The sequence below is a fragment of the Halomonas mongoliensis genome, from assembly GCF_052496345.1.
This window is the reverse complement of sequence record NZ_CP199288.1, coordinates 939,646-960,145: the sequence shown is the minus strand read 5'-3', so window position 1 is coordinate 960,145 and position 20,500 is coordinate 939,646. Positions and strand designations below refer to the sequence as shown.

Below are 20,500 nucleotides of genomic sequence, written 5' to 3'. Positions count from 1 at the left end.
CTGCCTCACAGCAGCAGCGGCGTGGGCCAGCGCAGCTGCAGTGCCACGCCGAGCCCCCACAGCAGGGCGACCAGGCTGCCGGAGAGGGCGAGGCTCGGCAGCCAGGGGCTCCGGTACTGCCACTTCAGGAAGGCCAGCACATAGAGGCCGGCGGCGGGCAGGGCGCCGATCAGCAGAAAGAGCCCCATGAAGCCTGCCATCCAGGCGAAGAAGAGCAGGCCTCGAGCATAGAAGGCCGGTGTCTCTTCCTCTTCGGCCAGGTCGCTGAAGTCGCTCTCTTCCCGGGCGCCCCGGCGAACAGCCTGGCGGCCGAGCTCCAGCAGGGCGAGGAGAATACCGAGGCCGGCCACCACGCTGGGGAAGAGCCTGGCGCCCAGCGAGAAGCCCTGGCTGATCCAGAGGATCGCCACCAGGCAGGCGAGGATCAGCAGCACAAAGGGGGTCTGCAGGTGCTGGGTCAGGGTGGCGATCAGGCGTGCCTTCATGATTTATCCTCCGCGGCGCTCTGCCCCTCATCCTTGTCGTCGGCGTGCTGCAGGGCCTCGGCGCTGCGCTCGGTGGAACGCTTGAGCATCACGCTGCCCACTACCAGGAAGACCGCCAGGGTGCCGATGGTCAGCACCCCGGGGCGCAGCAGCCACTCCCAGTCGTAGAGGTTGTAGGACATCCACAGGTAGCGCTCGGCGAGCCCCGAGAGGATGAAGCCGATCAGCAGCGGGGGCCGCGGCATGCCGGCGCGCTTCATGATCCAGCCCAGCAAACCGAAGCCGAGCAGGAAGGTAAGGTCGGCCCAGTGACGGGTCTCCTGCCAGGCGCCCACGACCACGATGACGATGATCACCGGGGCGATGAACTGGAAGGGGATGAAGGTGAGCCGCGAGATCGGCTTGGAGAGCAGCAGGCAGATCAGGGTGCCGAAGACGTTGGCCAGCGCCAGCGACCAGATGATCACGAAGACCAGGTCCAGGTCCCGGGTGAGCATCTGGGGGCCGGGCTGCACGCCGAAGATCATCAGCGCGGCCAGCAGCATGGCCATGGCCGAGGAGCCGGGCACGCCGAACAGCAGGGTGGGCATCAATACGCCCCCCTCCTTGGCGTTGTTGGCGCTCTCGGGGGCGATCACCCCGCGCACGTCGCCCTTGCCGAACTGGCTGCGGTCCTTGCTGGTCTGGGCGGCGATGCCGTAGTTGACCCAGTCGATGATCGACGAGCCCATGCCGGGGATCGCACCGATCGCCACGCCGATGATGCTGTGACGCACCACCAGCCACTTGTGGTGGAGGGTGTCCTTCGCCCCCTGCACCCAGCCGTGGCCGAGGCCCCGGGAGCGTTCGGCGATGGCCCCGCCCCGGGCCAGCAGGTCGATGATCTCCGGCAGGGCGAAGAGCCCCAGCGCCACGATCACCAGCGAAAGCCCGTCATAGAAGTAGAGGAAGTCGCCGGCGAAGCGGTACTCGGCGGCCACCGGGGCGCCGCCGATGGTGCCCAGCGCCAGGCCCGCCACCGCGGCCAGCATCCCCTTGAGCGGACGGTTGCCGGAGAGCACCCCGATCATCGAGAGCCCGAGCAGGGTCAGCATGAAGAGCTCCGGTGAGCCGAAGGCCAGGATCAGCGGGCGGGCGAAGGGCACCACCGCAGAGAGGGCCAGCGCGCCGATCAGCCCGCCGATCAGCGAGGCGGTGAAGGCGGCACCCAGCGCCCGGGCCGCCTCCCCGCGCCGCGCCATGGGGTAGCCGTCCATGATGGTGGCCTGGGAACCCGAGGAGCCTGGAATGCCCATCAGCACCGAGGGGAAGGTATCGGCGCTGGGCACCGCCGCGGCGATGCCGATCAGCAGGGCCACGCCGGCGTAGGCATCCATGCCGAACAGGAAGGGCAGCACCAGGGCCATGCCCATCAGGCCGCCGAGGCCGGGCAGGATACCCACGGCGATGCCGATGGCCACGCCGGCAAAGAGCATCATCAGGCGGAAGGGGTCGAGCAGGATCCACAGGGCGTTGATCAGGGCGTCGAGCATGCGGGGGAGTTCTCCGGCTTACAGGTACGCAAACGGCCGCCCGAGGGTGTCGGGCGGCCGAAGGGCAGGGGTGGGGGTCAGTCGAACTCGGTGCCGAAGCGCTCGTTGAGCATGTCGCGCAGGAAGTCGAGGACCTCCGGGGAGGCGGCGTCCATGCTGGCCTTGATCTGGCCGAGGTCGTCGCCCCACATGATGTCGTAGCCCTCCAGGATGTTGCCGGCGGCCGCCTGGAAGTCGGGGTCGTTGACCATGCCCTCGACGCCGATGCGCAGCGCTTCCATGGCCTCCTCGGGAATGTCGCCGTGGGCCCAGACGGTGCCGCGGGTGTTCTGTACCAGCGGCACGGTGACCTTGAAGGCTTCCCAGATGGTGCCGGAGGGCAGCTCACCGTGGATCTGCTCGTAGAGCTCGGGCGCGGTGATCATGTCGGGCACCGCCGGGTCGCGCACCGGGTTGCCGTCGGCATCGATGAAGCCGATGGCGTAGAGCGGCATGGCGCGGCCCTCGTCCACCAGCGGCACCACGCTGTTGAGGTAGGCGGGGGTGGACTGGGTATTGATCATCAGCTCGCCGCGTTCGAAGGCGATGCGGGTGTCGCCGCGGCCGCCGTAGCCGGGCACCGCGCGATACTCGAGGTCGAACATCTCCAGCGCCACCAGGGACTCGAGCAGGCCCACCGGGTCGGTGATGCCCTTGGTCAGGCGGCCGCGGGCCTCCAGCAGCTCACTGGGGTCCTCGATGCCGGCCTGGGTCGAGATGGCGGTGACGTGGCCCATGGGGGCGGCGACCACCGGCTCGAGCTCGTCGAGGTCCAGGCGCAGGCCCTTGAGGCCCAGGAAGGCGCGCAGGTTGAGGTGGCCGGAGGCGGTCATCAGGGTGGTGCCGTCGCGGTCGACCCGCTCGGCGAACTCGTTGCTGCCGAGAAGGCCGCCGGCGCCGGTGACGTTCTCGGCCACGATGGTCGGCTCGCCCGGGATGTGCTTGCCCAGGTACTGGCTGATCAGCCGGCCGAAGGTGTCGGTGCCGCCACCCGGCGAGAAGGGGATGATCATGCGGATGTTCTTGCCGTCGTAGTAGTCGGCGGCCTGGGCGGTGCCGGCGAGGCCAACGGTGGCCAGGGCCAGGCCGGCGGCGAGGGCGGTCAGGGGACGGGTCTTCGGCATGGGCATGGAGTAGCTCCGGTCGATGTTCTTGTTGTGCAATCCTGCAGCGGGTCGGTGACAGCCTCGTGACATCGACCCGCTTCGACACGCCAAGCATAGGAGGGGGAAGCGTTGAGGGCTAGGTGGTTCAGGCCGCAGGGGTAGGAGTGGACGCCTCCACCTTCGCCTGGTCCCTGGCGAGCTCCTCGCGCAGGCTGCGGCGGCGGTAGTAGAAGGTGACGAAGGTGGAGGTGATGACGATGAACAGCGAGTACATCACCGGGATCAGCAGCATCTGCTGCTGGATCTCGCCGGCAAACGAGAGGGTGACGATCAGCACCGCCAGCGGCCCATTCTGGATGCCGGTCTCCAGCGACACGGTGCGCGCCTTCTGCGGGTTGAGCCGCGCCGCGCGGCTGAACCAGTAGCCGATCAGGAAGCCGCACAGGCCCAGCCCCACCGAGGCCAGGTAGACCTCGGCGCCGGTGGTCATCAGCAGCTGCCAGTTGCGCGGCACCCAGGTCGCGATCAGGAAGACGATCACCACCACCCCGAGGATGCCGCCCATCAGCTCGGTGCAGGCGCCCACGTTGGCGTTGCGCCGGCGCAGCCACATGCCGAGCAGGGTGGGCACCAGCAGCACGCCCAGCACCGCCACGATATTGCCCGAGGGGATCCGGAAGGCGGCGTCGATGCCGCTGGTGTAGAAGGTCAGCACCAGGGGCACCATCACCACCGCCAGCAGGGTCGAGCAGACCGTCATCAGGATGGAGAGCCCGAGCAGGCTCTTCGAGAAGTAGGCGAAGATGTTGGAGGTGGTGCCGCCGGGCACGCAGCCCATCAGGATCAGGCTGACCGCCTGGATGGGGGGCAGCTGCAGGGCGCGGCCGATCAGGAAGGCTAGCAGCGGCATGAAGAGGTACTGGGAGGCGAAGCCGATGCCGATCGCCTGGGGGTGGCGCAGGGCGATGCGGAAGTCCTTGAAGGTCAGCGACGACCCCATGCCCAGCATGATCACGGCCATCATGATGGCCAGCAGGGTCTCCTCGAGTGGGCTCAGCATGATGGGCTCCCCTCAGTGGCGGCGTGCGGATGATCCTTGAGGTACTGGGCGCGCAGGTCCTTGCGCAGCACCTTGCCGATGGGGCTCTTGGGCAGCTCGTCGACGAAGGCGATCTGCTTGGGCACCTTGTAGCGGGCCAGCTGCTGCCGGCAGTGGGCCTTCACCGCGTCGCGGTCGAGCTCGCCGCGGGTGACGATATAGGCGCGCACCGCCTCGCCGGTGTCCGGGTCGGGCACGCCGATCACCCCCACCTCGTGCACGGCGTCGAGCAGGGCGATGCAGTCCTCCACCTCGTTGGGGTAGACGTTGAAGCCGCTGACCAGGATCAGGTCCTTCTTGCGGTCGACGATGCGCAGGTAGCCGTCCGCGTCCATGGCGGCCACGTCGCCGGTATGCAGCCAGCCGTCGCGCAGGGCCTCGGCGGTGGCCTCGGGCTGCTGCCAGTAGCCCTGCATCACCTGGGGGCCCCGGGCGGTGAGCTCGCCAGGCTCCCCCTGGGCCACCGGCACACCGGCGTCATCCACCAGGCGGACCTCGGTGCCGGGTACCGGAATGCCGATGCTGCCCGGCTTGCGCGTCCCCACCAGGGGGTTGAAGCTGATCACCGGCGAGCTCTCGGTGAGGCCGTAACCCTCCACCAGCGGGGTGCCGGTGATGGCCTCCCAGCGCTCGGCCACGGCGGCGTGCAGTGCCGTGCCGCCGGCCGCCGCGGCGCGCAGCTTGCGTGGCGGGTAGAGGGTGAACCACTCCTCGTTGAGCAGGGCATTGAAGAGGGTATTCACCCCGCTGATCCAGCTCACGGGGTAGTTCTCGATGGCCCGCTGCAGGTTCTGGATCGGCCGCGGGTTGGGCACCAGGACGTTGTGGGCGCCGTGCTTGAAGAAGGCGAGCAGGTTCACCGAGAAGGCGAAGATATGGTAGAGCGGCAGGGCGGTGAGCACGCACTCCTCGCCGTCGCCGATATGCGAGCCGGCCATGGCCTCGATCTGTGCCACGTTGGCGAGCAGGTTGCCGTGGCTGAGCATGGCCCCCTTGGCGATGCCGGTGGTGCCGCCGGTGTACTGCAGCGCGGCGAGGCTCTCTGGCCCCAGGTCGCGCCAGTAGTCGGCGACGCTGACGCCCTGGGCCTGGCCCAGCCGTCGGCCCTCGGCCAGCGCCTCACCGAGCGGGGTCGCCTTGACAGGGCAGGGCGGAATCACCCGGTTCCAGTAGCGGAGCACCGCCTGCACCACCTGGCGCACCACGGGCGGGAAGAACTGGGCGAGGCTCGTCACCACCACGTGGCGGATGGCGGTGTGGGGCAGCACCTCGGGGAGCTTGTCGACGAACATGTCGACGATCACCAGCGCCTCGGCGCCGCTGTCGCGAAACTGGTGGATCATCTCGCCGGCCGCGTAGAGCGGGTTGGTGTTCACCAGTACGCAGCCGGCCTTGAGAATCCCGAACACCACCACCGGGTAGCTCAGGCAGTTGGGCAGCTGCACCGCGACCCGGCTGCCGGGGGCGAGACCCAGGCCCTCGCGCAGATAGACGGCGAAGGCGTCGGAGGCCGCGTCGACCTGGGCATAGCTGAGCGCGCCGTTCATGCCGTTGGGCATGCAGCTGGTGAAAGCGCGCCGGTCGGCGAAGCGCTCGGCGCTCTCGCTGATCAGCGCCGCCAGGTTGGAGTGTTCCGGGGGCGGCAGCTCGGCCGGTATCGCACCGCCCTGGTTGTCGACGCCGGGACGGCGGACCCTGGGGCGGGGGCCCTGGGCGTGAGAGGTGGCGTCCTGGGGTGGCTCCATGGGGGTCCTCGCTGCGGCTCGGGTATTGTTCTTGTGGTGCCTGGCCTGGGGGTCTTACTGTTTCTAATAGCGCCAATTGGCGGCCATTGCACCCCGTGGCACCGGCTGGCTTCAACGCTACCCGTCCCCGACACACCACCTTGGCGCCTTCAAGGGGAGCGGGCCCCAGGGGCTCATATCAGCTATCTTCGGCGCTTTCCGCTACCCTCGAGGAGGGGGTGGTCACGTCGGCCCCATGATGTCGGCGCCTGATGACCCCCAGGCTGTCGCCAATCGGCTGGCCGCCTATCAGCAGGCTGCGCTCGGCCAGGTCGATGAACTCCGCACAGGGGACCGGCCGCCCCAGCAGGTAGCCTTGACCGGCGTCGCAGCCCATGCGCTGCAGCAGCTCCAGCTCCCCGGCCATCTCGATACCCTCGGCCACGCAGGTCATCTCCAGGGTGTGTGACATCTCGACCAGGCAGGCCACCAGTCGCCGCGACTGCTGCTCGTGATCGATCCTGCAGACGAAGCTGCGGTCCAGCTTGACCTTGCTGAACGGCAGCTCCTGCAGGAAGCGCAGCGAGGTATAGCCGGTGCCGAAATCATCCAGCGCCAGCCCCATGCCGTGGGAGCGCACCAGGCGCATGCTGCCCTGGATAAGCTCAAGATCATCGCAGCTGGCATGCTCGGTCACCTCCAGCTCCAGACAGCTCATCGGCACGCCATGCTCGTGACACAGCGCCTGGAGATGGTGAACCAGCGCAACATTGTAGAAGTGCTGGATGGAGACATTGACGCTGATCCGCAGGGTGCCCAGTAGCGCCTTGGGCACCTCGGCCAGCCGCGCGATCACCTCCGCCAGCACGCGGCGGTCGAGCTGGATGATCTGCCCTGTCATCTCGGCCACCGGAATGAACTCGCCCGGCGAGATCTGGCCAAGCTCAGGGTGTCGCCAGCGAATCAGCGCCTCGCCGCCCAGCAGGCGGCCATCGCTCAGGCGGTAGATCGGCTGCACATGAAGGTCGAAGAAGGGGGGACGCGTCGTGTCGGCCAGCGCCGAGGTCAGCTCCTGCTTGAGCTGCAGTTCACGGGGAGTGAATAACGCCGAAGCCGCATCGGCCTGCTCCGTGTCCCTGGCGGGCTCCTCGTCGCCAGCGTTGACCAGCTGCACCCTGTTCAGCTGGCAGAGTTCGTGGATCAGCAGGCCAATCAGCAGCACTACCAGCGGCAGGGCCGCCAGCACCAGCCACATTGCCGTCGGCAGGTCTGCCAGCAGAGCTATCATGCTTTCCATCCGGACTCTCCCTTGTCTGTTGGTTGCCCCGTCGCCCTGCCGGTTCAAGGCGGAGCGCCGGGGCAGGGAGCAGCTGTGAAGCCGTCAGAAGCGGTAGATCACACCGACCTCGAAGGTCGACTCCTCCGGATCGTACTTCACGCCATCGAAGGTGCGACTGTTGTACCAGGTGCGGGCATACTGGGCGCGCAGATCCAGCTGCGGTGCCACCCGGAAGTCGACGCCGGCACCCAGGCGCAGGCCGTCGAAGTTGGCGTCATCGCTGAACACTCCGAGGCGCTGCTCGAAGCTGGTGCGCTGATAGCCCAGCAGGCCATAGGCAGCTACCTCTTCGCTTACATAGCCGCCGAAGCGCGCCGCGATGCCGTAACTCTCCTCGGCGGAAATCGTTGATTTCAGCGACCCGATCGAAGCGCTGGACTTGGCGCCTCCCTGGGCGATATTGGCCTCGATACCGATCAGGAAGGGGGCCGCCACGTTAAAGGAGTCGTAGCCTATTACCGCCCGAAAGCTGGTGCCGCTCCCGCCGACCCCTTCGGTGCTGAAGGGCCCGTAGCCAATGTCGACGTCGATATCCTGATAGCCCAGGCTGAACCCCGCGTAGGGCCCAGCCGCCTGGGCTGCCCCACCGGCCATGAGCAGTGCAAGCGTTGCCCCCAGCATGATTCCCTTGTTGCTTCTCACTACGGTTCTCCTTGATGGTGATATGGATTGGCGGCGTGATACCGCTGGTGGTCGTTAACCGCTGCTATCGTCTGGTACTGCCAGCTGGATGCTTGAGCGGCCCCGCAACGGGCTCTGGATATCGGGAACTCGGATGCCGAAAACGTTCAGGCTGGGGAGTAGTGCCTCAGTTTCCAGGCATACCCTGAGCAGTCCTTCATCGATTTCATACGCCTTGTCGCCGAAGCAGCCCGTCACGTTAAGCAGGCCACCATGGCGATCGATAACGCTTGCGATACGATGACTGATGGCGCTTTCGCTACCTTCATCGTCCATGACAACTGCGCGAGCTGACTGCGCTGCTTCCGACGCCATACCGTTCAGCACATTGAGCTGAGCAAAGCTGACGCCATAGCTGAGAATGGCGTAAAAAACCGCCAGAAACAGTGGAAACAGCAGTGCGAATTCGATGGTGATGGCACCCCGCTGGCGCTGGATTATCGCTGCCTCCTGCATGCTGAGCATCACCGAGGAATCCTTAGCGTTGCGGTCACGCTGGCGCTGGTTTCACGGGGTAGCTTGACGCCCAGCAGCGAAAGCTGGGGCAGCAACCCCTCCTCGACTTCCAGGCAAACCGATAGCCTGTCGATATCATCATCACTGATATCGGGAGAACCGCTGCACCAGTCTGCGGTTGCCGCTGGCCCGCTGGTCCTGCTGCGCAGTGCCGCCAGCGCCTTGTTTATCTCATCCATATCCAACTGATAACTGCCATCATTTTCCTCATACCACTGCTGGTGAATGATCTGGCCGGCCATCTCGGCGGTCATGCCGTTCAGCCCCTGGTAGGCCCAGAACAGGATGGCGTAGCTGACGGTGGCATAGAGCAGCAGGAGCAGGATCGGGAAGATCAGAATCATCTCGATGGCCGCCCCGCCGCGCTGGCGGGGCGCCATGCCATCCCTAAGCTGCCTGGCGAAAAAGGCCATGACTAGAGCAGCTCCGGGGGGCCAGTGTGGTGGTCGATATGGATGATGCGCACCTCGGCTTCACTGATATTGACGCCCAACTCATCGAGCAACGGATCGATAACTCCAGCTGCCAGTGAGCCGACGACGTTACCTACTACCGCATCTACGATGCCCAGCAAAGGTGCAAGCAGGTTGCTGACACCCAAGTCAACGCCGAAAAGCTCGGCTCTAATGTCAATCGCGCCGGCGAGATTCTCCAGTGCTGTCGCTGTGCCTTCCAGGGACCCATCGCCATCAAAGGTCACAGCTGTTTCGGTGGGCCAGTTCAGGGTATGGGAATGGTGAGAATCCGTGGTGCCATGCTGCTGAGCATCGCTTGAAGCAATCCACTCAGCTAAATCATCATGCCAGCCGGTAGTTTCACCACCGCCTGTTTCCAACTCCTCTTCCAGCGTCGGCGTAGGGTCACAGCCAACAGGGAGGATTAACAGCACCCTTCCACAAACCTGTGTTCCGTCACTTGTGATGTAGCTATGGTAGAGAAGGGAAAGGAGAGCAGAAACTAAGCCTGACACCACATTGATCAAGCCGTTAATAAGGTTTGCTACCAAGCTTGTGGCGAGCCCTAGAGTGTTTTGCAGGAACGATGTAATCTCTCCAATTTTAGAGTAATTTTTGTTTTCTTCATCAAACCATGGGATGTGTGAATCAAGAAGGCTAAGCTGTAGTTCAAGCTCTGCGGTTAACGGTGCCTGAGATGCTGAAATATCAATGTTCCATTCGTGATTAGCATCTTCGGTAGCAGGCCTGGCACTTTCGACCCCTGCTCTTGCCCCAGCAGCCGTCACGCCAAGCTTCAGTCCAAGCTTTGCCAGAAGGGGGATCTCGACGTTAGCACCCACACCAAGTACTAGCTGTGCCGTACGCGCTTCGGTCTTCCAGTTTCCTTCGCAAGGTGGCTTGGCATTATCGACACACCCCACAGGCCCAATGGCAATTTGCGGTGGCTCAATCACTGCCAGCATGGCTTCGATATCCGTTACGCCTGGCACGCTGAGATTCAAGCCAGGCAGGGCAACCGCGTTTTCTTGATTGGCAATCAGCAAGGCTGTACTTAGCAAGTCAAGAGCGCTGACTTCTACGTCAAGCGGGGCGCGTTCCGTGCCGATGTCAAGAAGGTCGCCAACAGTAATAATATTTTCAGTCGAGATAAAGGCCGTCAAGCGGTCATTGAGTGCTTGAAGCGCCAAAAGCTCGGGAGCATCTTCTTCGCTTCCGGAGTCATGGTGGGCTGCTTTTAACCTGGTAATTAAATCAAGCAGCTTCAGTTCGGCGTCAAGCAGCTCCTCAGTAGAGCCTACCGTCAACTCGTCTACGCTAACAAGATCCGCGAGGGAAACGGTTGCATCGGCAATGCCGCCAAAGCCGGCCACGCTAGCATCCGCACCAAGATCTAAAAGGCCCCGCAACACGGGAGCAAGTGCTGACTCGTCGGTATCCACGTTAAGCAGTCGCGAGCCCACCGAAAATACTGCATATGGCTCAGCCTGGGGGCGATAGGCAGCGGCCGTGGCGGAGATGGTGATCTCGTCTGCGCCCAGCAGGCTGCCGAAGAGGCTGCGCGGCACCTCATGGCTGGCGATAACCTGAAGGGCATTGAGCTCCCACTCCGGGCAGGGCAGGGGCGACTCGGGATCATCGAGGGGCCTGTGAAATACTCGGATACTGCCGCCTTCTTCCAGTGCCTCTACGCAGATACCGCCCAGGACCAGGCTCAGTTCGCGCTCCCCTTCGGAAGGATCGTGACCGTTGCGGCTGGCGGCCGCTTCAGCAGCCAGGTCGAGGGCGCTCTTACCGTCTGGGTCCTCCTCCACCTGGCTGATAAGCATCACGGCACCGGCGGCTTCCAGGGCGGCCAGGTCCGCCACGCGCTGCATATGCCGTTGTTCCAGATAGAGCCTGCCTGTATCTATCGCCAGGGCAACGCTGATCACCATCAGCAGCATCAGGCCGACCGCCATCAGGCCAAAGACGCCGCGCTGTCGCGGCGGTAGCGGATAGTCAAAGCGTGGCAGGCGCATGGCGGTCTCCTCACGAGTCCGAGTAGAGGACCGGCTGGATCAGTTGCTGAAGCCGTCGTCGATAAAGCGCTCGGGAATCGGCCGCGAGAAGCTGTTTACATAGCGGCGGTAGACCTCCCGCTGCACGTCGCCGGAGAGCCACTGGTCGTTGGACGAGGCGTAATGGCCGGCGCGCTGCTGCTCCAGCAGGCGACGGGTGGCGTCTCCGGGAGCCGGGGTGCTGCGTGCCGATCTCTCCATCGGCCCGTGCGTCTCGCCTCGGGGCTCGGCGGTGGGGCTCGCCGAGTCATTGGCCAGGGCGGGGGCGGCTCCCAGCAGCATGGCCAGCAGCAGGGCGGGGGGGAGTACATGGCACAGTTCAGGGCGTTTCATCTTGGCTCTCCTGGGCGTGTGAGGTATCACCGGGTGCGGCGGGCAGCGATGCGCTTCGTGCCACCGCTGCCTGCAGGGTGGCGAAGGCGTCTGAATCGAGCCGATAGCGTTGCGCGGCGGCCTCAGCGCGGCGCGGCTGGCCGCTCTGCAGCAGCGCCAACACCAGGTTGCTGGCCGCGTTGCCATGGCTTTCATCCAGCTCCAGGGCGGTCAGGAACTCCTCGATGGCGGCCGAATGATCGCCGCGCAGCATCAGCAGATAGCCCAGGTCGTTGCGGATACGCGCATCCGCCGGGCTTGCCTGGCGCGCCCGACGCATATATTCCAGTGCCACTTCCGGGCGCTGGCGCGAGAAGGCGTTGCGGGCCAGGCCGCGCTGGGCGTCGGCCTCCAGGCAGGTGGAGCGCAGCGCCGCATAGACCTCGCTGCTGCGCTCGAGCTCGCCCACCTGGCGCAGCGCTTCGGCCTCCATCAGGCGTGCCTCCGGGTAGGCGTAGCCCAGCGCCTCCAGGTAGGCCAGCGCCGAGCGGGGGCGCTCCTCGTCCAGCTGCTGTTGCACCATGGAGAGCTCCATGCCCTCTTCGGCGCTGTAGCGTTCGCCGCAGGGGCCAGTTCGGCTGCCCTGGGCAAAGGGCTGCAGGGCCCCGGTAACGTCGCTGCCCAGGTTCTCCCGAGTGGTGGTGCAGCCGCTCAGGCCCGCCAGCAGCAGCCCCACCAGCAGTGCACCTTGCCATCCCGCCATCTTGCGCATCGTGAAACTCCTATGGCGTACCGCCAGAAAGGGACTGAAGGAGTCCTCCCAGATTGATTACCGCCGGCCCCGCCACAATGATTAGCAGCACCGGAAACAGAAAGACCATCATCACCAGCGACATCTTGCCGGACATCTTGGTCACCCTTTCCTGCAGGGTGGTGCGACGCCGGTCGTTGAGCAGCTCGCTCAGCGCCTTCAGCGAGCTGCGCGCCCCGCCACCGGATACCGCCACCTGGGCCAGCAGGTTGAAATAGGCCTCGCTCGCCGGGCTGGGCTGCAGGTCGGCCAGGGCCTCCAGCACCTCGCCGCGCTCCTGGCCCGCCTCGATGCGGGCCAGGGCCACCTGGAGCTCCAGCCGGGAAGCGGTCAGCACCTCGCCCAGGTTGTGGATCAGGCTGCGCAGCACCCCCTCCAGGGTCATGCCGGTCTCCCACAGCATGCGGGTCGTCTGGATCAGCAGCTCGGCCTCCTCGTCGAGCTGCTCCCGGCGGGCGGCGACCTGGCGCCGCAGCCACAGCCACGTCAGCACCGCGCCCACCAGCAATCCCGCCACGCCGTTGCCCAGCGCTCCGGCCAGCCCGCCCGCATCGCGCAGGCCATGCAGTGCGCCTGCCGAGCCCACGCCCAGCACCACCAGCCCCAGGGAGAGCAGCACCGAGACCTGGGCGCGGTTGCCCACGTAGCCGGCCTGGCGCAGCAGCCGCGCGAAATCGGCGATGCGCCGACGCCGCTGGGTCTGGCGCCGCCATAGCTGGCTACCACCGCGGATCAGCCGTGCCTCCAGACGGCGTGAATTGGCGGCATCGGGTTCGGCGGGGCGGGGTGTCTCGAGGGCCAGTTCGGCCAGCGGCCGTTCGGCCATGACCGAGGCGATCAGCAGGGCCGCCGCCACTGCCATCATCACCGCCGAAAGGATCATTAGCGCCGCTGGCGACATTCGCTGTCTCCTAGACCGACTTGAGCATGCGCCACAGCGCTACCGCTCCTGCCACCTGCATGGCCGCCGCCACCGCCAGGGCTACCTGGCCGCCGCTGCTCTCGAGCATCGGTCGCATGAACTCATAGTTGAAGAAAAACATATAGGCTGCCATCAGCAGTGGCATCGCCCCCAGCACCACCGCCGTGACTCTTGTCTCGCCGGTCATGGCGCTCAGCTCGCGGCGCCCGCGCTCCTGCAGGTGAAGCATGGCCACGAAGCTGGCCAGCATGTCGCGCAGGCTGCCGCCGTGGACCTGGCTGATCTGCACGGTGGTGGCCAGCAGCTGCAGTTCGAACAGCTTGAGGAGCCGTGCCTCGCGTACCAGGCCATCGTGGAGCTCCAGGCCCAGGTCGCGGCGGATCAGGATACGCTGCAGCGCATCGCCCAGGGGGGCGGGCACTCGCCGTGCGGCCTGGCGAAACGCCACCTCCAGGTTCTTGCCGCTGCCCAGCTCGCGCATCACGCTCTCCATGAAGGGGGCCAGCTGGCTGCGCGACGTCTCGCGCAGGCGCGCGGCGCGCAGGCGCAGCAGGGCATTGGCGAGCAGCAGGCCGCCGGCGACCAGCAGGGGCCCGAAGCGCGAGCCGGCCAGCGCCAGCGCCAGCATCACCAGCAGCACCAGCACGCCGCCCCCGATGGCAACGGCCCGGGGAGTGATCGAGAGCCCCGCCGATACCAGGTAGTCGTAGAGCCACTCCACCAGGGTCTCCCGGGGGGTCAGGGCGCGGCGGCGCCGCTTGGGCACGTCACCGCCGACCGCCTGTTCGGTCTGGCGCCGGGCGCTGCGCATCAGCAGCCAGACGGCCAGCGCCAGCGCCAGCATGGTCAGCGACCAGAGCTGCCACTCGGTCATGTGCCCTCCTGCAGGTGCTTGTTCCAGTCGATCGCGTCGAGGTCCGGCAGCGCCTTGCCGCGGCGGTAGAGGGGCGCCAGGGTAATGGCGCCCTGGCGCACCCCGGTGACCTGCAGCACCTCGCCCACATGGCGGTGCCCCCGGGTGTCGCGATCCACCTGGATGAGCATGTCCAGGGCGGTGGCAATGATCTGGTTGACCAGGGCGTCGGTGCCCTGGAAGTTGGAGAGGCGCACCATCATCTGCAGGCGCACCAGTGAGTCGCGCGCCGAGTTGGCATGCACCGTGCTCATCGAGCCCAGGTGGCCGGTGTTCATGGCCTGGAGCATGTCCAGCACCTCGTCGCCACGGCTCTCGCCGAGAATGATGCGATCCGGGCGCATGCGCAGCGAGTTCTTCACCAGGTGGCGGGCGGTGATCTCGCCCTCTCCCTCGGTATTGGCGGCGCGGGTCTCCAGGCGCACCACGTGCTGGCTGCCCAGCTGCAGCTCGGCGGAGTCCTCGATGGTCACCACCCGCTCGCCCTGGGGAATCGTCGCGCTGAGCACGTTGAGCAGGGTGGTCTTGCCGGTGCCGGTGCCGCCGCTGATCAGGATATTGCGGCGCTCCACCACCGCCCGCTGCAGGAAGGTCATCAGCGGCTCGGGCACCGAGTCCAGCCGCACCAGCTCCTCGGCGGTGAGGGTGTCCTGGCGGAACTTGCGGATGGAGACGCAGGGGCCGTCCAGGGCCAGGGGAGGAATGATGGCGTTGACCCGGGAGCCGTCGGGCAGGCGTGCATCCACCATGGGGCTGGACTCGTCCAGGCGGCGCCCCAGCGGCGCCAGCATGCGGCGCACCACGCGCAGCAGGTGGCCATCGTTGAGAAAGCGCACCGGCGCCGTCTCCAGCAGGCCGCCGCGCTCGACAAATACATGCTGCGGGCCGTTGATCAGGATGTCGGAGATGGCCGGATCCGCCAGCAGCGACTCCAGCGGGCCATAGCCCACCAGCTCGTTGAGCACCTCGCCGGCCAGGGAGGCCACCTTCTCGGGTGGGGCGGCATGGCCGCTCAGGGTGAGGTACTCCTCTATCATCGCCTCGACCCGCTGGCGCATCCGCGTCGGTGCCTCACCCAGCAGCGCCTGGTCATCCTCCAGGCGGTCGATCAGCGCCCGATGCAGCTTGCCGATGAACTCAGGGTCATCGGTGGGCGCCGGCGACCGGGCAGGTTCGACCTCACGCCGCCGCGAGCGAAATACCATGGCCTCCCCCCTTCAGGTTCGCCATCAGCGCGAGAACCCCACGTTGGTGGTGCGCTCGATGCTCTCCACGTCGAGCGGGTCGAACAGCAGCTCGAGATAGCTGGGGCGATAGCCGCGCAGCGCCTCGCCGGGCAGCTCCGGTTCGCTGCCGGCGGCCATGGGCCATACCAGGTGGGGGGTGACGATCATCACCAGCTCCTTCTCGTCTCGCTCCAGACGCGTGGAGCGGAAGAAGGCGCCGAGCACCGGGATATCGCCCAGGCCGGGAATGCGGTCCACGCTCTGAATCACGTTGTGGCTGACCAGGCCGCTGATGATGAAGCTCTCGCCGTGGCCGAGCTGGATGGTGGTGTCGGTGCGGCGCACGTTGAGGGCCGGCACCGCGACGCCGCCGCTCTGCACGCCCTGGGAGAAGTCCAGCTCGCTCACCTCCGGGGCCACCTTCATCATGATGCGGTTCTCGTCGAGCACCGTGGGGGTGAGCTTCAGGCGCACGCCGAACTCGCGGTAGTCGATGCTGACCTCGCCGTCGCGGTTGCTGCTGGAGGGGAAGGGGAACTCGCCGCCGGCCAGGAAGGTAGCGGTCTGGCCGGAGAGGCTGACCAGGCTGGGCTCGGCCAGGGTATAGGCGAAGCCGTTGCTGTTGAGTGCCGTCAACGCCGACATCACGCCGCTGGTGTTGGCGCGAATGATGGAGAAGCCCTCGCTGCCCGGGGCCACGTTGCTGCCGCCCAGGAAGGCGAGGGCGTTGCTGCGGCTGCCCACCGCAAAGTCGGCGGAGCCGCTGCCGGTGCGGCCGATAAAGAAGCCCGAGGCCTGCAGCTTGCGGCGGTTGACTTCGACCACGCGGATATCGGCCTGCACCTGAACCGCGCCCACCTGGCGGGTGGCGTCGATCACGCCATCGCCGAAGCGCTGGCGCGCCTGGGCGTGACGCTCCAGGGATTCGCTGTCGCCGGAGAGCCGGGGCCGGGCGGAGTCCTGGCTGTAGAGGTACTCCTCCTCCAGCCCCACCGAGCCGTCGGGGAGCACCCGCAGGCGCAGCTCCTGGGGGCGGGAGCGCCCCTCCAGCCAGATGCGCAGGGTGGTCATGCCCGGGGCCTGGCCGGTAATCAGCAGGCTGCGCTCGTCTATGGCCACCACGCTGGCGACGTCGCTGCGGCCGATGGCGGTGCGCTCCATGGCGCCGGGCAGCCCCAGCAGCTCCTGATCGCCCACCACGATCTCGAGGATGCCCTCATCGGCCTCGGCTCGGGGAGCCAGCGCCCCCAGGGCCAGCAGCAGCGCCGCCAGCCAGATCATCCAGGCGCCCTGGAGCGCCCCCTCCCGTCTCTTGCCTGTCATCTTCGCTTCCCCACGCTCTCGGCGCGCCCTGGGTCGGTTGGTAAGTTGAGGATGCTGCCATCGGCAGCCCGCGGGTGCAGAGCCCCGCTCGCCGCTCAGCGAACCGGCAGCTCCACCACCCGGGTCTCGCCGCCCACGTGCTGGATCATGCGCCGCGGCTCGGCCTGCCGGGGTGCCCCGCTGGGCGGGGCGTCGCTCGCGGCGTCCTGCGGCGATAGGGTGGTCAGCTCCTCGACGACCACCGCCGGGCCAAAGGCGGGCAGGGGCGCCGCGGGCGGCGCCTCCTGGGCGTTGGCAGGCGCGAACTGCGGCAGCCCGGCCATGGCCGGGATCACGCCTTCCGGCGTCGCCTCCGGCGAGTCGGCCTCCCGGGCCAGCGCCTCGCGCTCGAGCAGCCCGCGGTGCTCCTCGGCGCCGATCAGCGCCAGGCGCAGCCGCCCGGTGGTCTCGGCCAGCAGCAGGGTCGCCGCCTGCTCGCCGTCCATGGCCAGCACGGCGGTGCGCCCGCTGCGGCGCACCGCGGCCTCGCTCTCCTCCATGCCCTGCAGCGCTTCGCCGTAGCTCACCACCTGGACATTGGCGAACAGTCGCCGCGCCATCTGGGGCTGGCTGCCGCCGGCGGTGCGCTGCTGGGACTGGGCCTGATAGAGCACGTCGACGCGGTCGCCGGGGGCCAGGAATCCGCCGCCGCCGATCACCTCGTCAACGCCCACGGCGATGGCGCGTTTGCCCGGCGGCACGGCCTGGGCCATGACGCCGCCGGCGGCGAAGTGGGCGGGGCGCAGGATATCCCCCTCGGGCACCGGCCGGGTCAGGCGGCGGTCGGCCAGCTCGCCCGGCTCGGCGAAGCTGCCCGGCACCGGCTCGGGATAGGTCACCACCCGCAGGGCCCCGGGCTCCGCCTCGGGGTCCAGGCGCTGGCCCAGAGAAAGATCGCGGGCGGCCACCACCACGGCATGGCCCGAGGCCTGTCTCTCCTCAGGCTCCCGGGGGGCGAGCGCCTCAGGGGCCTGAGGAGAGACAGGCGCCTGGACCACGGGTGCCGGCTCGGGGCGCTGGCTGATGCGCCAGCCGATCACCGCCAGCACGGCGGCCACGATCACCAGCAGCCCGGCCAGCAGGCGCAGCAGGGTAGGGGACATCGAGTGTCTCCATCGGATGGGTTAACCGGGTAATCCGGCCCGATATAGGAATATCGGGCCGGGACAACCATCAGATATGGTTATTACTCAGGGGTGGCGCCACCATCTTCTGCCGCAGTGTTTACGATACTCGTAAGCTGAGTGAAGAAGCTTTCGAAAGCTGATGTAAGAGCACTCTCCTCACCAGTGCCAAATGCTGCCGCAAAAATCGCAAAGGCAATCACCGCGGCGATAATCACATACTCGATGGCGCTGGCCCCGCGCTGGCGGCGGGAGGCGGCGGTATTGATGGTGGCGCTGGCCTCGGCGTGGCCGCGCTGGATCAGCTGGGTCATGCGCTGGATCATGGACATGGTGTAACTCCTTGCTCGGGTGGTGGGCGACCGCCATGGCGGCGGCTTCGCCCTGGTGGGTGCTGCGAGAGTGCGACGACCCCTGGGCCGGGCCGGCAGTGCGTGATTAATTCGTTGAACACATAATAAGGCGTCAGCGGATATTCAGGCATCCGTATTACCGCTTTACCCGATATAGCTCACCCGGGCCTTTCATCGCGGCGATCACAGCAGTACTCGTTACCCGCCATTGGTATTAGTTTTCTCAATTCTCCAAGAATGATACTGCGTCATGCCTCAATACTACAATATGTCACAGTGTCACATTGCTGACGCTGACGCCTGGGCTCTTCCTTGGGGCGCTTCAGGCGCGACGGGCAAACCCGAGAGTTCGCTCCGCTAGCTCACATCCCACCCCGCGGCCCATACAGAGGGCTCCAGGCTCAGCCGGCCCACCACCTTCTCCACCAGGGAGTCGTTGCGGCCGCTGGACATCAGCCGGGCGCTGACCACCACCGCCTGGCGCTCCTCCAGATTCTCGCTCTCCAGGCGCTGCAGCTGCATGGCGTCGCCGAGCAGGCCCTGCAGCATCAGGGCGCGGATATGCGCCTCCTCGCTCTCCCGGCAGGTCACGCTGATCTCGTAGGTCCAGTCCACCTCGTCCGGGCTTGCCTCCAGCGGCTGGCGGTTGATCATCACCGACAGCGGCCGCAGCAGGATATTCACGCCGAGAATGCACAGCGTGACCATGATGGCGGCGGCATAGAAGTCGGCGCCGGCCAGCACGCCGATGGCGGCGGAGCACCAGAGGGTGGCGGCGGTATTGAGGCCGCGAATGTTGGCGCCCTCCTTCATGATCACCCCGGCGCCCAGAAAGCCGATGCCGGAAACCACCTGAGCCGCCATGCGGGTGGGGCTGATCTCGTCGGCCACCATCATCGACATCAGGGTGAAGCTGGCTGCCCCCAGCGAGACCAGGGCGTTGGTGCGCAGGCCCGCCATGCGCTGGCGCCACTGGCGCTCTATGCCCACCAGGGCGCCCAGCACGGCGGCCAGGGCCAGCGGTAGCATCAGCTGAAGCTGCATCATCAGTGTCATCTCGAACTCTCCTGTTCGGCCGGCCCTCAGGCCGGCAGCCCCAGCATGGCCGTGGCCAGGGCAAAATAGAGCACCACGCCGACGATGTCGGCGAGGGAGGTCACCAGCGGGGCCGAGGCGGTGGCGGGGTCCAGGCCTAGTCGCTCGAGCCCGAGCGGCAGCAGCATGCCGATGAGGCTGCCCATCAGCACCACCAGCACCATGCTGATCGCCACCACGCTGGCGATCTCGGGCCCGGCGCGCAGGGTGCCGATCCCCAGGATGCAGAGCGCCATGGTGAGGCCCAGCGCCAGGGCCACGGCGACCTCGCGGCCCAGCAGTCGGGCCCAGTCGCTTCGGCGCACCTCGCCGGTGGCCATGCCGCGGACCATCAGGGTGGCGGCCTGGGCGCCGGCGTTGCCGCTGCTGTCCACCAGCAGGGGCAGGAAGAAGACCAGGGCGATATAGGCCTCGATGGTGGCCTCGAAGTGGGCGATACCGGCGCCGGCGAAGATGTTGGCGAACACCAGCAGCACCAGCCAGCCCACCCGCTTGCGGTAGAGCTCGAAGGGCCTGGCCGTGCGCACCGAGCCCTCCAGCCTGGCGATGGACATGCCCTTGTGCATGTCCTCGGTGGCCTCCTCCTCGGCCACGGTCATGGCGTCGTCGTAGGTGACGATACCCACCAGGCGCCCGTCCGCCTCCACCACCGGCAGGGCCAGCAGGTCGTAGCGCGAGATCATCTCCGCCACGCCTTCCTGGGGCGCGGCGACCTCCACCGTCAGGACGTCGCGGGTCAGGTAGCCGGCGAGGGGGGCGCTTGGCCTGGCGAGGATCAGCTTGCGCAGGGAGATGGTGCCGACCAGCTGCCCCGACTCGTCGAGGGCGTAGACCTGGTAGATGGTCTCGGCCTCATCGGAGTGCTGCTGCAGCACCTCCAGCACCTCCTGAACGGTGGCGGTCTCGGGCACCGCGACGAACTGAGGCGTCATCAGCGCGCCTGCGGTGCCCTCCGGGTAGCTCGCCAGGCGCTCGAGCTCGCGCTGCTCTTCCGCCGTCAGGTAGCGCAGCAGGCCCTGGCGACGCCCCGCCTCGACCTGCTTGAAGAGGTCGGCCCGGGCGCCCGGTGCGAGGCTCTCCAGCAGGTCGCCGAGCTCCTCCTCGGTCATCAGCTCGGCGAGGCGTCGCTGGCGCTCCGGTGGCAGCTCGGTAAAGGTGGCCGCCCGGGCCGTGGCGCCGAGAAAGCTCAGCAGCGCCAGGGCGGCATAGGGCATCTCGTCGCGGCAGACCTCGGCCAGGTCGACGGGATGCAGCTGGCTCACGCAGGCGCGAATGGCCTCGGCATCGCTGGCCCGCATGGCCTGCTGGAGCCGCTCCTGAGGGCTTGCCTTGTGCGTTGTCATGAC

At 67.0% G+C, this 20,500-nt stretch carries 20 protein-coding genes; all 20 read right to left on the bottom strand.

The window, feature by feature from the left end; translation table 11 throughout:
• Positions 1-5: 5 nt before the first annotated feature.
• Positions 6-485, bottom strand: coding sequence for a tripartite tricarboxylate transporter TctB family protein (locus ACRYRV_RS04380; RefSeq protein WP_444985823.1), 480 nt, complete (start codon positions 483-485; stop codon positions 6-8).
• Positions 482-2,017 carry a tripartite tricarboxylate transporter permease gene (locus ACRYRV_RS04375; RefSeq protein ID WP_444985824.1) on the bottom strand — a complete coding sequence of 512 codons (1,536 nt, stop codon included), beginning with the start codon at positions 2,015-2,017 and terminating at the stop codon, positions 482-484. Before ACRYRV_RS04375 ends, ACRYRV_RS04380 begins: the two co-directional genes overlap by 4 nt.
• Before the next feature lie 77 nt (positions 2,018-2,094).
• Positions 2,095-3,186 (bottom strand): Bug family tripartite tricarboxylate transporter substrate binding protein, encoded by a 1,092-nt coding sequence (locus tag ACRYRV_RS04370; protein WP_309636143.1) that lies wholly within the window; start codon positions 3,184-3,186, stop codon positions 2,095-2,097.
• A gap of 121 nt (positions 3,187-3,307) precedes the next feature.
• A complete protein-coding gene (locus ACRYRV_RS04365; RefSeq protein ID WP_444985825.1) occupies positions 3,308-4,222 on the bottom strand; it encodes a transporter in 915 nt (304 codons plus the stop codon).
• On the bottom strand, positions 4,216-6,006 hold the full coding sequence (locus ACRYRV_RS04360) for an AMP-binding protein (RefSeq protein WP_444985826.1): 1,791 nt from the start codon (positions 6,004-6,006) through the stop codon (positions 4,216-4,218). Before ACRYRV_RS04360 ends, ACRYRV_RS04365 begins: the two co-directional genes overlap by 7 nt.
• Before the next feature lie 178 nt (positions 6,007-6,184).
• The gene (locus ACRYRV_RS04355; RefSeq protein WP_444985827.1) at positions 6,185-7,282 is read right to left on the bottom strand and encodes an EAL domain-containing protein; all 1,098 of its coding nucleotides are present in this window, start codon (positions 7,280-7,282) and stop codon (positions 6,185-6,187) included.
• Between the two features lie 84 nt (positions 7,283-7,366).
• Positions 7,367-7,966: an outer membrane protein gene (locus ACRYRV_RS04350; RefSeq protein WP_444985828.1), complete on the bottom strand. Its 600-nt coding sequence runs from the start codon at positions 7,964-7,966 to the stop codon at positions 7,367-7,369.
• A gap of 54 nt (positions 7,967-8,020) precedes the next feature.
• Positions 8,021-8,470, bottom strand: a complete 450-nt coding sequence (locus ACRYRV_RS04345; protein WP_309636148.1) for a TadE/TadG family type IV pilus assembly protein — start codon at positions 8,468-8,470, stop codon at positions 8,021-8,023.
• The gene (locus ACRYRV_RS04340; RefSeq protein ID WP_444985829.1) at positions 8,470-8,934 is read right to left on the bottom strand and encodes a TadE/TadG family type IV pilus assembly protein; all 465 of its coding nucleotides are present in this window, start codon (positions 8,932-8,934) and stop codon (positions 8,470-8,472) included. The genes ACRYRV_RS04345 and ACRYRV_RS04340 overlap by 1 nt, the downstream gene beginning before the upstream one ends.
• A 2-nt stretch (positions 8,935-8,936) precedes the next feature.
• Complete coding sequence (locus ACRYRV_RS04335; RefSeq protein ID WP_444985830.1) at positions 8,937-10,997, bottom strand: pilus assembly protein TadG-related protein; 2,061 nt, start codon at positions 10,995-10,997, stop codon at positions 8,937-8,939.
• Positions 10,998-11,036: 39 nt separating this feature from the next.
• Positions 11,037-11,369, bottom strand: a complete 333-nt coding sequence (locus ACRYRV_RS04330; protein WP_444985831.1) for a DUF3613 domain-containing protein — start codon at positions 11,367-11,369, stop codon at positions 11,037-11,039.
• Positions 11,356-12,120: a tetratricopeptide repeat protein gene (locus tag ACRYRV_RS04325; RefSeq protein ID WP_444985832.1), complete on the bottom strand. Its 765-nt coding sequence runs from the start codon at positions 12,118-12,120 to the stop codon at positions 11,356-11,358. The genes ACRYRV_RS04330 and ACRYRV_RS04325 overlap by 14 nt, the downstream gene beginning before the upstream one ends.
• A gap of 10 nt (positions 12,121-12,130) precedes the next feature.
• Positions 12,131-13,060, bottom strand: a complete 930-nt coding sequence (locus ACRYRV_RS04320) for a type II secretion system F family protein (RefSeq protein ID WP_444985833.1) — start codon at positions 13,058-13,060, stop codon at positions 12,131-12,133.
• A gap of 10 nt (positions 13,061-13,070) precedes the next feature.
• On the bottom strand, positions 13,071-13,955 hold the full coding sequence (locus ACRYRV_RS04315; RefSeq protein ID WP_444985834.1) for a type II secretion system F family protein: 885 nt from the start codon (positions 13,953-13,955) through the stop codon (positions 13,071-13,073).
• Positions 13,952-15,199, bottom strand: a complete 1,248-nt coding sequence (locus ACRYRV_RS04310) for a CpaF family protein (RefSeq protein WP_444985835.1) — start codon at positions 15,197-15,199, stop codon at positions 13,952-13,954. The genes ACRYRV_RS04315 and ACRYRV_RS04310 overlap by 4 nt, the downstream gene beginning before the upstream one ends.
• 24 nt (positions 15,200-15,223) lie before the next feature.
• A complete protein-coding gene (locus ACRYRV_RS04305; protein WP_444985836.1) occupies positions 15,224-16,543 on the bottom strand; it encodes a type II and III secretion system protein family protein in 1,320 nt (439 codons plus the stop codon).
• Between the two features lie 95 nt (positions 16,544-16,638).
• The gene (gene cpaB, locus ACRYRV_RS04300) at positions 16,639-17,685 is read right to left on the bottom strand and encodes a Flp pilus assembly protein CpaB (protein ID WP_444985837.1); all 1,047 of its coding nucleotides are present in this window, start codon (positions 17,683-17,685) and stop codon (positions 16,639-16,641) included.
• A gap of 83 nt (positions 17,686-17,768) precedes the next feature.
• A complete protein-coding gene (locus ACRYRV_RS04295; RefSeq protein WP_444985838.1) occupies positions 17,769-18,038 on the bottom strand; it encodes a hypothetical protein in 270 nt (89 codons plus the stop codon).
• Between the two features lie 378 nt (positions 18,039-18,416).
• Positions 18,417-19,115 carry an MgtC/SapB family protein gene (locus ACRYRV_RS04290; RefSeq protein WP_444985839.1) on the bottom strand — a complete coding sequence of 233 codons (699 nt, stop codon included), beginning with the start codon at positions 19,113-19,115 and terminating at the stop codon, positions 18,417-18,419.
• Between the two features lie 26 nt (positions 19,116-19,141).
• Positions 19,142-20,497 (bottom strand): magnesium transporter, encoded by a 1,356-nt coding sequence (mgtE, locus tag ACRYRV_RS04285; protein ID WP_444985840.1) that lies wholly within the window; start codon positions 20,495-20,497, stop codon positions 19,142-19,144.
• Positions 20,498-20,500 lie beyond the last annotated feature (3 nt).